This window comes from Rummeliibacillus sp. GQ308, assembly GCF_059759115.1.
In genome coordinates this window covers 1,875,590-1,889,408 of sequence record NZ_JCAXDQ010000001.1, presented here as the reverse complement: position 1 = coordinate 1,889,408, position 13,819 = coordinate 1,875,590, and the positions used below count along the sequence as shown (strand labels likewise).

At 37.0% G+C, this 13,819-nt stretch carries 10 protein-coding genes and 1 other RNA gene; 10 read left to right on the top strand and 1 reads right to left on the bottom strand.

The features are described 5' to 3' along the window. Positions 1-30: 30 nt before the first annotated feature. Positions 31-639 (bottom strand): Holliday junction resolvase RecU, encoded by a 609-nt coding sequence (gene recU, locus AC6CHJ_RS09440; protein WP_249774497.1) that lies wholly within the window; start codon positions 637-639, stop codon positions 31-33. Between the two features lie 171 nt (positions 640-810). On the opposite strand from recU, the gene AC6CHJ_RS09435 reads away from it, so the two are divergent. The 10 genes from AC6CHJ_RS09435 (at position 811) to AC6CHJ_RS09390 (ending at position 13,812) form a co-directional block, all read left to right on the top strand. Continuing rightward, a complete protein-coding gene (locus AC6CHJ_RS09435; protein ID WP_184117458.1) occupies positions 811-987 on the top strand; it encodes a hypothetical protein in 177 nt (58 codons plus the stop codon). 116 nt (positions 988-1,103) lie between these two features. Continuing rightward, complete coding sequence (locus tag AC6CHJ_RS09430; protein WP_498288234.1) at positions 1,104-1,466, top strand: YppE family protein; 363 nt, start codon at positions 1,104-1,106, stop codon at positions 1,464-1,466. After that, complete coding sequence (locus AC6CHJ_RS09425) at positions 1,459-3,741, top strand: DEAD/DEAH box helicase (RefSeq protein ID WP_498288232.1); 2,283 nt, start codon at positions 1,459-1,461, stop codon at positions 3,739-3,741. The genes AC6CHJ_RS09430 and AC6CHJ_RS09425 overlap by 8 nt, the downstream gene beginning before the upstream one ends. 2 nt (positions 3,742-3,743) lie before the next feature. Next, entirely contained in the window at positions 3,744-5,003 is a 1,260-nt protein-coding gene (locus AC6CHJ_RS09420; RefSeq protein WP_498288231.1) for a ribonuclease H-like domain-containing protein, read from the top strand. A gap of 58 nt (positions 5,004-5,061) precedes the next feature. Next, positions 5,062-5,385 (top strand): cell division regulator GpsB, encoded by a 324-nt coding sequence (gpsB, locus tag AC6CHJ_RS09415; RefSeq protein WP_066788409.1) that lies wholly within the window; start codon positions 5,062-5,064, stop codon positions 5,383-5,385. A gap of 67 nt (positions 5,386-5,452) precedes the next feature. Beyond that, positions 5,453-5,836: RNase P RNA component class B (gene rnpB / locus AC6CHJ_RS09410), an RNA gene on the top strand. Between the two features lie 83 nt (positions 5,837-5,919). Then, positions 5,920-7,656, top strand: a complete 1,737-nt coding sequence (locus tag AC6CHJ_RS09405; RefSeq protein ID WP_498288229.1) for an EAL domain-containing protein — start codon at positions 5,920-5,922, stop codon at positions 7,654-7,656. 2 nt (positions 7,657-7,658) lie between these two features. Then, positions 7,659-8,786 carry a THUMP domain-containing class I SAM-dependent RNA methyltransferase gene (locus tag AC6CHJ_RS09400; protein ID WP_066788404.1) on the top strand — a complete coding sequence of 376 codons (1,128 nt, stop codon included), beginning with the start codon at positions 7,659-7,661 and terminating at the stop codon, positions 8,784-8,786. Between the two features lie 142 nt (positions 8,787-8,928). Next, positions 8,929-10,830 (top strand): ATP-dependent DNA helicase, encoded by a 1,902-nt coding sequence (locus AC6CHJ_RS09395; protein ID WP_446738189.1) that lies wholly within the window; start codon positions 8,929-8,931, stop codon positions 10,828-10,830. A gap of 180 nt (positions 10,831-11,010) precedes the next feature. Then, positions 11,011-13,812 (top strand): response regulator, encoded by a 2,802-nt coding sequence (locus AC6CHJ_RS09390; protein WP_446738190.1) that lies wholly within the window; start codon positions 11,011-11,013, stop codon positions 13,810-13,812. Positions 13,813-13,819: the final 7 nt, after the last annotated feature.

The following is a 13,819-nucleotide window of genomic DNA, read 5'->3' as shown; positions in this document are numbered from 1 at the left end:
TTCCTCACTTTCTCATAACTTAAATTCAAGCTATGGTAGCAATGTTGTGATTGCCTTTAAATAATCTAATCGAGGAGTAAGCCCAAGATGTATTTCGGTAGCTTGCTCCTCAAAATCAGATAACGGAATGGATTTTCTTCCGCCATCCAACATTCGTTTCCATGCTGCTAACAGCATGTCACATGGTACTATAAAATAACGATCTAAGGAAGTAAAGCGTACAATTAAGAAACTGATTCCTTGTTGATTCGCTATGCCCTCCATATGTTTGACCTGATGAGCATGGACGTTTTTTAAAGGGAAAGAAGTCTTATTTTCTGTCTCTTTTGCATCAAAGTCAATATAGGCCCCATTAAAAACACCATTATAATCCGTTGTAGATGGTGTGCGAAAATAGGCTTCGCGTATAACAGCAGCGCTTCTGGATGGATACTCTACTTTGACGATTTGGACAGGAACAGGTTTCTTATGAATTACCGCAATGTTTCTCTGCAGATAATACACGTTGGTTTCATCAATATAATCTTCCAATGATTTACCCCGGTTACTATAAGAGATGTTTTTCTCTTTCCTCGTTTTTTTGCTTTCGTCTGGCGTAGGAGCCGTGTATTTTTTTCCATTCGGATATCGAATTGCCATAATACCACCTCGTCTGCCATCTATCATACCACAAACACGAACATAAACATTTGACAAATACATTGTCGGAATTTAAAAAATTAAACTTTAATCGTCGAATGAACACTTGTTTTGTCCACTTCCCCGAATTTAGTAATCAACATGGTAATGTAATAGCAAGGGGGCGATAATATGCGGAAAATTGATCACTTATTGAATCTAATTGAAATGGTAGATGAACTTTTACGGAATAGGGTGAACCACGAAGAAGAGATGTATACCAAAACGCATGAAAAAAATATAGCACTTGTAGCAAACCGCCTTGATATGATAGAAGAACAGAAAGAATATTTGTTCGCTGTTAAGTAGTAAAAGACAAATATATTTGTTAAAATAAAAACAGCTTGAAAAGAAAACCTTGTTAAACAGGTTGAAGAAAATTAATAAATTAATTAGTTCATATAAATTAAACGGAGATGTGAATGATGATTGAAAAGATGACAGAAGAATTACTAAATGAATGTAAAGAAAGCTGGCAACGGTTTTTAAATATGCGAGAAACAAACACATCTCCGGACTTTTTTAAGGAAGTTAAGCCATATGCTGACGCATACCATGCAAAATTAGCCATTTGGCAAGCAGAAGTAGAGAAATGGCTTGATCTCCATAAACCAAAACATGTCCATAAAATTCAAATAAAAAATGCAGTCGATGCGATGGACCAATTTATTGTCCAATCTTTTTATCAGCAAACCAGCAGGAAAAGGCTCTATCAATCTATTCAATCTGTTACCTATACATTGGAAACATTGCAGCGAGCGTTAAAAAAGGATGATACAGATGCTTAATAAGAAAAAAAACATTCAGGAATTGCTTGAAGAATGGCAACGAAGTAAAGAAATGCAAAACCGAATTGAATATGTACACACAATTCCAGCAAAGCAAGCAGATTTAGTCAAATTGCCAAGCAATTTGCATCCATCATTGAAAAAAGCGTTAGAAAAAAGAGGAATAGACCAATTGTATGCTCATCAGCGGCAAGCATTTGATTATGCGATGAAGAACGAATCCTTTACTGCCGTAACGCCTACAGCTTCAGGAAAATCATTATGCTACCATTTACCCGTGCTGCAATCAATCATGGAAGATCGAACAGCAAGAGCCCTCTATTTATTCCCTACCAAAGCTTTGGCACAAGACCAAAAAAGCGATTTAAACAAGTTAATAGAAGACAGTGAAGAAGAAATATTAAGTTATACATACGATGGAGATACAGCGCCTGGTATCCGGCAAAAAGTCCGAAAAGCAGGCCATATTGTGATGACGAATCCAGATATGCTGCATTCAGGGATACTGCCGCATCATACAAAATGGGTTTCATTATTTGAGAATTTGCAGTATATCGTTGTAGACGAATTGCATACGTATAAAGGGGTCTTTGGTTCACATGTCGCTCATGTGCTAAGGCGCCTTTTACGTATTTGCCATTTCTATGGTAGCCATCCGACTTTTATTTGCACTTCGGCTACTATCAAAAATCCGCGAGAACTTGCTGAAAACCTAACCAATACAGACCATAAACTGATTGCAAAAAATGGTGCGCCTGCAGGTAAAAAAACATTTTTGTTTTATAACCCGCCCATTATCCATCCGACATTTGGTGTGAGAAGAAGCGCAATACTTGAAGTGCGAGACTTGGCAAGGGAATTATATAATGCAAGAATACAAACAATCATCTTTGCTAAGAGCAGAGTGCGTGTTGAGATGCTAGTCACCTATATGAAATCCTTAACTGTAAAAAAAATTCACGATGAAAGTATTAGGGGATATAGAGGGGGCTATTTGCCATCTGAACGTAGGGCGATAGAGAAAGGGCTTAGAGATGGTACCATCCAATGTGTTGTATCGACGAATGCTTTAGAGCTAGGTGTAGATATTGGTCAGTTGCAGGCATGTATCATGACTGGGTATCCAGGCAATATCGCCAGTGCTTGGCAACAAGCAGGCCGTGCTGGCAGACGACAGGATGATGCGTTAATCATTTATGTAGCGCAATCAACTGCCTTAGACCAATACATTATCAAAAATCCATCTTATTTATTTGAAAGCTCGCCAGAGGAAGCGCGCATCTATCCAGAGAATATACTTATATTAATGGACCATCTAAAATGTGCAGCATTCGAGTTACCTTTTCAAGAAGGTGAAAAATACGCTGAGTTCGAAATAGATGATTTTCTAGACTACCTTTGCGAAGAAGGCATTCTAGTGAAATCTTCGGATAAATGGCATTGGATGAGCGACAGTTTTCCCGCACATGATATTAGTTTGCGCTCTGCCTCTCAGGAAAATGTAGTCATTATTGACCAAACTATTCCTGCCCATACAAAAGTGATTGGAGAGATGGATAGATACAGTGCAATGACATTACTGCATGAAGAGGCGATATACCTTCACCAAGGCATTCAATATCAAGTTGAAAAATTGGATTGGGAAGAAAAGAAGGCTTACGTTACAGAAGTGGATGTAGATTATTTTACAGATGCAAATTTAGCGGTAGAATTAAAGGTAATAAGTGAAGATAAAGAACGAACAATAGGCCATCTACAAGTCGGTTTCGGGGATATAATGACACTTGCCACTGCAACCATCTTTAAAAAAATTCGTTTTGGTACACATGATAATATCGGTAGCGGTCCCATTCATTTACCTCCTGAAGAATTGCATACAAGCAGTACATGGCTGTCGTTTGACCAACCAGAAAGCTGGAAGGAAGATGACTTAACAAATGCTATGACTGGTGTTGCCTACGCAATGAATAGTTTTATTCCTTTATTTTTGCAAAGCGATATTAGCGATGTACATGTTGTTCCGCAAGTAAAAGCGACGCATATTGGCAAACCAGCATTCTTCGTCTATGATAGATATCCAGGCGGAATAGGGCTTAGTGAACGGGTTTTTGATTTATGGGAAGAGTTGATTGAACATGTTTACAGTCATGTCGCAAGCTGTCCTTGCAAAAATGGTTGTCCTTCGTGTATTGGAGCCCAAGACTTAGAAGGCGAAGGCAAGAAACAAGTACTCTCATTTTTACAAATGATCACACATGCAGAAATGGATGATTAATCTTGTCATACGAAAATAAAATACTCCAGATGAAAAAAATGATTAAAAAATCCTCTTCAAAAGCGGAAGAGAAAAAAACGCCATTCGCAAAACCAAGTGACCCTGCATATACAAAAGACTGGGAAATGGCAGGACTGAAAAGAATAGAAAATCAATTTGGAATGGTTTTTTTACTTGAAACCCATTATCCACTTGAGACGAAACATGGAGATTTTCTCCTGGGAGATCTATATAATGCATTCCGATTATGGAGCATGCCTGATAATTCACATCCAATAGAACTTACAAAAGACGATCAACTTATTTTTTATGATACTGAAACAACAGGATTGCGTGGCGTTGGAACACAGATCTTCCTCAACGGAATATTAGAAGTATCACAAGCCGGATTTATACTAAAGCAATATGTTTTAGCTGAACCAAGCCATGAAACAGCATTTTTATATGAATCTAAGCTTTGGGAACCCAATAAAACGCTTGTCACTTACAATGGCAAGAGCTTTGATTGGCCTCAACTCCAAACGCGTTTTACGTTGCATAAAAAAGATTTGCCGAACTTGCCTGAACAAAGGCATATTGATCTTTTACATGGTTCCAAAAGAATTTGGAAAAATGATCTTTCGCGTATGAAATTAACGCAAATAGAAGAGGAAAAATTAGGCTTCAAACGGGTTGGAGATATCCCTGGGTATCTGGCACCAATCATTTATTTAGATGCAATTAAAAGCGGTAATCCTGATGCCTTGCTGAAGGTGTTAGATCATAATAAATATGATTTATTATCATTGGTTACCCTATACATCCATGCAACAAATTTATTGTGTGAAAGTGAAGAGGATGAATCATCTACTACTATTACAAATATCGGTAAGTGGTATGGTGATCTTTCTGACTATGAAAAAGGTAGCAGAGTATTAGAAAAGGTAACAAATCAATTTAATAGTAATGAAGCAGGCTATGCCCATTATCATTTGGCATTTCAGAGAAAAAAACAACATCTCTATGAAGAGGCGTACCAATCTTTTATGACTGCAGTTCCTTTTCTCAAAGAAAGTGAACAGCTTATTGCATATATAGAGCTCGCAAAAATAGATGAGCATAGGCGTAAAGATTACCAATCAGCTCTCTATAACGCGTATAAAGCAGAGCGGACCCTAAATAATATGCAAAGTCTGGATAGAGATAAAAAATTGAAAAAGTTTAATGAAATTAGCCATAGGCAACTGCGGCTAAAAAAGAAGCAATCATTGCACGGGAAATAAAAGGAACGTCGAATGAATTATGCTATAATGTTGAGACAGACGTTTATATGGAAGGAAGATGAATATGGATATGAAACTATCTGCGAAAGCTATTTTAGATAAAGACTTTAAAACGGGAATCAGAGGATATAGCCAAGACGAAGTAGATCAATTTTTAGATATTATCATTCAAGATTATGAAAAATTTGAAAAAGCTTTGGCAAAAAAACAAGAAGAGGTGGATGCGTTAAAGGATGAGTTAAAAAATGCGCAGTCACAAGCTTCTACTGATGGAAGAAGACAAACTTCTTCATCTTCGTATGCAACAAACACTAATTTTGATATTTTAAAAAGAATTGCCAATTTAGAAAAACACGTTTTTGGCGATAAATTATATGATTAATCTTATTCAACTAAATAGGTCTTGAAAAATTATAACAATACCTGTATAATAGTTGACGTCATCATAAAAGAACAAGTAATCGCTGCAATGTTAAACATTGTTGAGGAAAGTCCATGCTCGCACGGCTCTGAGATGAACGTAGTGTTCGCGCTTAGCGAATCAATAAGCTAAGGCAGTCTATAGGCTGACGGCAGGAGGAAAACCTAAGTCCTTTATGGATATGGTTGAAACTCCTTGAAAGTGCCACAGTGACGAAGCTGCATCGGAAACGTTGCAGGTGGAACGAGGTAAACCCCGCGAGCGAGCAACCCAAATTATGGTAGGGGCATTCTCCAAAAAGAAATGAATGGATGGAGAGACGGAAATTTATTTCCGTAGATAGATGATTACTACCCATTAGTACAAGGCATAGCGCCGTTATAGTACTCGGGCACAAAACATGGCTTACGTTCTTTTAATGATGCTTTATATTTTATATGAATATTTGGCTCTCCAGTTATTGGAGAGCCTTTCTTTTAGGAGATGGTGTATAAAATGGATCAGCATATTGCAAAAAATACTATTCATACAGAACATCTCGCCAAACTTTGTCAATACATAACACCTAAAATTCTGGATTCTATATCAGAAGGAATCATGATTACAAATTTAAAATCTCAAATAATTGATGTAAACCCTGCTTTTGAGTTTGTAACGGGTTATAAAAAAGAAGAAGTTATAGGTAAAAAACCTGATGTACTTCAATCAGGAAACCATAAAAAAGACTTCTATCAAAAGATGTGGGCTAGTATCGCCAGTGAAGGCGAATGGCAGGGAGAAATATGGAATCGTCGCAAAACAGGAGACGTATATCCGGAATGGTTGAAAATCACTAAAATAACCAACGATGAAGATACTATCATTGGGTATTGCGGCATTTTCTCAGATTTATCAGATGAGAAAAATGTGGAGAGCGAGCTGAAAAAACGTGCTACAACTGATATGCTGACAGGCGTCTCAAACCGCTTCGCTTATACTGAACGTATGAATGTATTGCTAAGTACATCTAAAACGCATAATTATCAGCACGCTGTATTATTTTTAGATTTAGACCGTTTTAAACAAGTTAATGATACACTAGGCCATGCAATTGGAGACCAATTACTGGTTGAGGTTACAAGACGTATAAAGACATTACTTAAAAACAAAGATATTTTTGCGCGATATGGCGGTGATGAGTTTGTTCTAACATTTACAGACATTCACCATCCAAGAGAAGCGTTACATTTGGGCGAGAAGATCATTCAATTGCTCGAAAGTCCATTTTATATTCATACCCACGAATTATTTATCACAGCTAGCATCGGTATAAGTGTTTATCCGCATGATGGAGATGATACAGAAACATTGCTCAACAAAGCAGACATTGCCATGTACTATGCAAAAGATCATGGGAAAAATCAATTTTCTTTTTACTTTGATGATTTGAAAACAGACGCAAAGAGAACGTTTACCCTGGATAGTGAACTGAGAAAAGCGATTAGCAATAAAAATGAGTTTGAGATATATTACCAGCCTAAAGTCAATTATCAAAAACAGCAGATTATTGGAATGGAAGCATTGGTCCGTTGGCATAATGAGATATTAGGAAATGTGTCTCCAGGTGAATTTATCCCTTACGCAGAGGAGACAGGGCTGATTATTCCTCTTAGCGAAATTATTTTAGAAAAAGTATGCCTGGATGCTCATGAGCTAATAGGGTATGGCTACAAAATGCCAATTGCCATTAATATATCGAGTATCCATTTTCATCAACCGAATTTTATTACTTCGATACAGCAAATATTAGAAAGAAATAATTTGCCAGCAAACCATTTTGAATTAGAATTGACTGAAAGAACAATCATGAATAATGAAAAAGAAACAACGCGTAAATTAATTCTGCTAAAACATATGGGTTTTAAATTATCTCTTGATGATTTTGGTACAGGTTATTCTTCTCTAAGCTATCTAGTCGAATTTCCGCTTGATTGCTTAAAGATTGACCAAAGCTTTATCAAACAAATTTGCAGTGTCAGTGATAAGCAAGCGATTGTGCATGCGATAATCCAGATGGCGCACAGATTACAAATGAGCGTCATTGCAGAAGGTGTTGAGCAGCGTGATCAAGTTAAATTGCTCGGTGAAATGGATTGTGATATGATTCAAGGATATTATTATTCAAAACCGGTTCCATTAGATGAGATAATGGAGTTCCTTGAATTTTGGGAACTAGAAATAGAAGGGAAGTAAGTATGACTAAATATCAACTAGTAGCGACAGCAGCCATGGGGCTTGAGTCGATTGTGGCCGATGAACTAAAAGCCTTGGGCTATCATACAAGAACAGATAACGGGAAAGTTTATTTCGAAGGCGATGAGAGAGATATCGCTAAAACCAATTTATGGTTGCGCGTAGCGGACCGCGTAAAAATTGTAGCTGGAAGCTTCCCAGCTAAGACTTTTGAGCAATTGTTTGAGGGAGTAAAAGCGATTGAATGGGAAAAGTATTTGCCTGTCGATGCCGAATTTCCGGTTACAGGGAAATCTGTAAAGTCTAAATTATTCAGCGTTCCTGACTGCCAAGCGATTACAAAAAAAGCCATTGTGGAACGGTTGAAGGGCCACTACATGCGTTTAGGCTTTTTGGAAGAAACCGGCGCTAAGTTTAAAATTGAGATTTCTATACTAAAAGACATTGCAACATTGACAATAGATACTAGCGGAGCAGGGTTACATAAAAGAGGTTATCGTCTTGATCAAGGTGAAGCTCCTTTAAAAGAAACGCTTGCTGCTGCCTTAGTATATATATCAAAATGGAATCCGAATCGACCATTTGCAGACCCGTTTTGCGGTTCAGGAACGATTGCTCTTGAGGCTGCTATGATTGGACAAAACATGGCTCCTGGTTACAACCGTGACTTTATTAGTGAAGAATGGCCGTGGATAAAATCTAGTATATGGAACGATGTGCGTATGGAAGTTGAGGATGTAGCTAACTACGATCAACCACTTCAAATCTTTGGTTCTGATATTGATCATAGAATGGTTGAGATTGCACAATCAAATGCACGAGAAGCTGGCTTTGCTGACTTGGTATCATTTAAGCAAATGCAAGTAACGGATTTTACCACAACCTTATCGGATGGTGTAATGATTGGTAACCCGCCATATGGTGAACGTATCGGTGAAAAAGAGACTATTGAAAAAATGGTTCAGGATATGGGTAAGATGATGAATAAATATCCAACTTGGTCTGTTTATATGCTCTCTTCCATGGAGAATTTTGAAGAATTATACGGTAAGAGAGCTACAAAGAAACGTAAGCTCTTCAATGGTTTCATTAAGACGGATTACTACCAGTTTTGGGGTAAAAAATCTTGAAAACAGTGACTAAATAGTAGAGCTATAACATATTTTAAATTTAGATAAAGTTGTCTATAATAGGATTATTAAAGATTTAAGTGCGTATGTAGCGGATGGGGAAACCTATCCGTTTCGTTGTCTAGTCGAGAGGGGAATAAGAATGAGACAGTCAATACCATTTGCCTTATCCAAAGATAAGTCTTTCTTTGATTCATTAGGAGACTGGATAGGCGATATTTTGTATGACGAGCTTCCTGAAAAAGGATTCGAATGTCGTGATGAACAAATTTTTATGGCTTACCAAATTGAAAAAGTGCTTCGTGAGAAAGCGGTGCTCTTTGCTGAAGCAGGAGTGGGTACTGGTAAAACAATCGCTTATTTATTGCCTGCGATTGCCTATGCACGCTATACGGGAAAGCCTGCTTTAATTGCATGTGCAGATGAAACGTTAATCGATCAACTGGTTAAAGCTGGTGGCGATTTATATAAATTACAGGATACGCTTGATATGAAGATAGATGTTCGCCTGGCAAAGTCAAGAGATCAATATCTATGCATTAAACGCTTTGAAGAAGCTGAAAAGTATGCTGATGGCCCTTATCTGGACGACATTGCAGAAACAATGCCTGAAGGCGTTTTCGGCCAAGGAACATTAAATCTCTATGGCCAACACAGTGATTACCCAAATATAAGTGATGAAGAATGGAATCTTGTGAATTACAATTCTATTCAACAATGTTCTGTTTGCGAATTGCGCAATAGATGTGGTCAGACACTGCATCGGGCACATTACCGAGAATCTACAGATCTAATCATTTGTTCGCAAGACTTTTTAATGGAGCATATCGCTACAAAAGAATCCCGTGAACGAGAAGGGCAATTGTCGCTGTTACCTGAAGTATCGATGATTGTGCTTGATGAAGGGCATTTGCTTGAGTATGCTGCACAAAAAGCACTGACATATAAAGTGCAAGATTATACCATTGTTCAATTAATCGACCGTTTAATGGTTGACGGTCTACGCGAAAAAACGTTATACACAATGGAACAATTGCAAGAGGGGCATGAATTGTTTTTTGACCAATTGCGAGATGATGTTATTGAATCAGCCGATGAACGTAAAAGAATTAATAAATCTCCTCAATTATTAGCGTTAGGAAAAAAAGTAATCAATATTATTGAGGTGCTTTTAGAGGAATTTGTGTTTGAATCAGAACTATATGTTATTCCGGAATATGAATTAAGAATGGCTGAAGAATTTTTAGAACAATATCAATCAGCAATGAAGATTTTTGCAACTAGCAATGATGCGGTCAATTGGCTAGAAGAAACGGATGGCAAAGAAACACTAGTCATTATGCCGAGATTGATTACTGAAGTATTAGAAGAGAAATTATTCACCAAAAAAATTCCTTACGTCTTCTCTTCTGCCACTCTGTCAGTTAACAAGGATTTTAGTTATATAGCAGGAAGCTTAGGCATTAAGAATTATCACTCTTTCTCTGTACCTTCTCCATTTGATTATGAAGAAGTGATGAAAATTTTCTTGCACCAGAGCTCACAGCAGGAAAAAGCTCAAAAAGTAGAAGAACTATTAAAGGACAAACAGCAAACGCTTATACTATTTAAATCTCAAAAAGCTATGCTCGAATTCAAAGAAAAACTGCCGGATGAGTTCAAATCAACAATTGGCTTTGAAGGAGATCGTGAATTGTCCTCCATTGTTCGAGAATTCCAAGAAGGCAAGCTCAATGTTTTATGTTCTTATCATCTTTGGGAAGGGTTAGACTTGCCGAAACAAGCATTAACGCGAGTAATTATTTTTGATTTGCCATTCCCTCCACACGATCCATTATTTGACGCTAAACGGGCTTTTGCAAAAGATCCTTTCCAAGAAGTAGATTTACCTTTTATGCTACTTCGATTACAGCAGGGGATGGGACGCTTGATTAGAACATCAGAAGATTACGGTGAAATCCATCTGTTATTTAATGAAGAAGAAGTAAAATATCAAGATGAATTGATTCCAATCTTGCCGACTAAACCAGTAGAATACAAATAACCATGACCCTTAAAGTATGCTCTTAGCATACTTTTGGGGCTTTTTTCATTTTTTTCGCAATCCGGAACATTTTTTAGCATAATCTATCGAATAGTGATAGAATAAAGTATGTATACTATTCTTTACTACTAGGATTATTTACAAATTTCTATATAACATTAAAAAGAAAGGCGGGATTATATGGATTATAAGAAAAGGCAATGGATAGGCTTTGGATTAATTATTGTTTTTCTATTAATTCTGTTATCAACGATGATATCCAACTTAAATTCGTTGAGAAAAAATATGAGCGAGATTGTCGACGACCGTTATGAAAAGGTAAAAATAGTCTTAGATATGAGACAGCTCTTTTCCCAGTCAGACCGAGAAATCTTGTTTGCTGCGCTTAATGAAGGGAAAGGCAAAGCTGAAAAGAGCGTAGAAATATTAGAAAAAAACCAAACAGCTATTATGAAGGATATTTCTCAGTTAAGCTCGTTAGTTAATACTACAGATGGAAAAAGTTTGTCACAGCAACTAAATGATCAGTATCAATCTTATACTGCAACTGAAACTAAGATTATTCAAGCGGTGACTAATAAAGACAACAATGCAAATCTCGAGTCTCTGATGAATGACCAAATGGCTAAACGTAGTGAAGTAACGAAGACACTCAATGATTTTAAAACGTATCAAGAAAAGTTAATGGATTCAAAAGTCGATGAATCTCAAAAAAATTATGAGAGTACTTTATTCTTAAGTATTATTGGGTCAGTGATTGGAATTATATTCGTTTCAGCAATTCTTTTGTGGATGCTACGCAAACTTTCCCAAGATTTGTCATCTATTGCTGGTGTAATTAAAGATATTGATTACCATAATTTATCTAGTATCCCACGGATCCATATCAATACTAAAGATGAGATTGGTGATATTGCTCATTCATTCAATGCAATGGCAGAATCATTAGAGCAATATAATTTAAATGAGAAAAAATATACACAAGAAATGAATGATCAAAACTGGATTCAAACCGGTTTAGCAGAAATCGGTACAATGTATCAACGAATTGAAGATATTCAAGTTTTAGCAAATCGTCTTTTAACTAAATTGGCACCAATGATTAATGCTTCATTCGGAGTCTTTTACCTTCGAAAAGGTGATGGAAAAGATACTCGCTTTATCAAGCTTGCTGATATTGCGGGCGATGGAGAAAATATTGGCCGGGAAGCTTTCCGGGTCGGCGAAGGTATTATTGGTCAATGTGTGTCTGAACAAAAATCACAAGTTATCACACATATACCCGATAACTATCAATTGGTAACCACAGGGCTTGGTCAAGTTAGCCCAAAAAGTATTTTAATTGCACCAGTTATCTTTGAAGACCAAGTAGTAGCAGTCATTGAAATGGCAAGCTTAGAAACATTTACACCAGTTCAAGAAAAATTCATCCAAAAAGTGCTTGAAACATTAGGCATTACGATTAATAGCGTTGAAGGACGTATGGAAATTGAACGTCTCTTAAAAGAGTCACAAGCACAAACGGAAGAGCTTCAGGCACAATCAGAAGAGTTGCAAGCTCAATCAGAAGAATTACAAACACAAGCTGAAGAATTGCGAATGATTAATGAACAGCTATCAGAAAGAACATATGAAGCTGAAGAAAAATCACATCAGCTAGAAGAGACGAAAAAAGAGTTAGAAGAGCAAGCTTTAGAGTTGCAGCGCAGTTCGCAATATAAATCCGAATTTATGGCGAATATGTCTCATGAGCTTAGAACGCCTCTTAACAGCATTATTATTTTGTCTGAGATGCTTCAAGATCCTAAAGATAGCAGTACAGCCGAAGAAAAACGTGAATTCGCCCAAATTATTGGTTCATCAGGTCAAGATTTATTAACCTTGATCAACGATATATTAGACTTGTCAAAAGTTGAAGTCGGAAAATTAGTGGTTGAATTTGAAGAAATGAATGTTAGCGAGATACCTGATCTTCTTTACCAAAACTTTAAGCATATTGCGAAAAACAAAGGATTATCCTTTGAAGTGAAAATGGAGGACAATATTCCAGCGTTATTCTATACTGACCATCAACGATTCCAACAAATTATGAAGAATTTACTTTCAAATGCCTTTAAATTTACGGATGATGGTTCTGTAGATGTTCATTTCAAAAAAGCAGATATGGAACGAGTTTACAAACATGTTCAAGGTGCAAATCCAACTATTGATTGGATTGAAATCAATATATCAGATACAGGTATTGGTATTCCGAAAGATAAACAAGAATTAATTTTTGAGGCATTCCAACAAGCGGATGGCGCAACTATTCGCAGGTATGGGGGCACTGGATTAGGTTTATCTATTAGTAGAGAGTTTGCAAAATTGCTTGGCGGGAATATAATTTGTGAAAGCGTTGAAGGGCAAGGAAGTACCTTTACATTATTCCTTCCAAACTTGCCAGAAGGCGTAAATGTAATGGAAGAAAGCGACGTTACAGATCTTATTGCAGCTACAGTAGAAGCAGAACGATGCCAAGATCAAGATATAACATTTGACACTTTAGTAAGCTTCAGCGAAGAACAGCAGAAAGAACAAGCAAACTCAAATAAATTAACAGGGAAAAAGATACTAATCGTTGATGATGATAACCGAAACATCTTTGCTTTGCGTAAAGTATTAGAAGCAGAAGGAATGAATATAATCACTGCGCAAAATGGCTATGAATGCTTAGACATTCTTCATGAAGAAAATACAATTGACGCCGTCCTAATGGATATCATGATGCCAGGCATGGATGGTTATGAAACAATGCAGCTGATTCGCCAGCAAGAACAGTATCAAGAATTGCCAATCATTGCCCTGACAGCAAAAGCAATGAAGGGTGACCGAGCTAAATGTCTAAAAGCCGGTGCATCTGACTATGTAAGCAAACCATTAAAAGTAGATCAATTATTGTCTGTGCTTCGTGTATGGCTCACATCAACGGTGGTAACCAGATAGCGGTGAA

Bases quoted from the DNA above. Each gene is read 5' to 3' on its own strand.
- recU (WP_249774497.1), bottom strand. From the start codon at position 639: ATGGCAATTCGATATCCGAATGGAAAAAAATACACGGCTCCTACGCCA.
- AC6CHJ_RS09435 (WP_184117458.1), top strand. From the start codon at position 811: ATGCGGAAAATTGATCACTTATTGAATCTAATTGAAATGGTAGATGAA.
- AC6CHJ_RS09430 (WP_498288234.1), top strand. From the start codon at position 1,104: ATGATTGAAAAGATGACAGAAGAATTACTAAATGAATGTAAAGAAAGC.
- AC6CHJ_RS09425 (WP_498288232.1), top strand. From the start codon at position 1,459: ATGCTTAATAAGAAAAAAAACATTCAGGAATTGCTTGAAGAATGGCAA.
- gpsB (WP_066788409.1), top strand. From the start codon at position 5,062: ATGAATATGGATATGAAACTATCTGCGAAAGCTATTTTAGATAAAGAC.
- AC6CHJ_RS09405 (WP_498288229.1), top strand. From the start codon at position 5,920: ATGGATCAGCATATTGCAAAAAATACTATTCATACAGAACATCTCGCC.
- AC6CHJ_RS09400 (WP_066788404.1), top strand. From the start codon at position 7,659: ATGACTAAATATCAACTAGTAGCGACAGCAGCCATGGGGCTTGAGTCG.
- AC6CHJ_RS09395 (WP_446738189.1), top strand. From the start codon at position 8,929: ATGAGACAGTCAATACCATTTGCCTTATCCAAAGATAAGTCTTTCTTT.
- AC6CHJ_RS09390 (WP_446738190.1), top strand. From the start codon at position 11,011: ATGGATTATAAGAAAAGGCAATGGATAGGCTTTGGATTAATTATTGTT.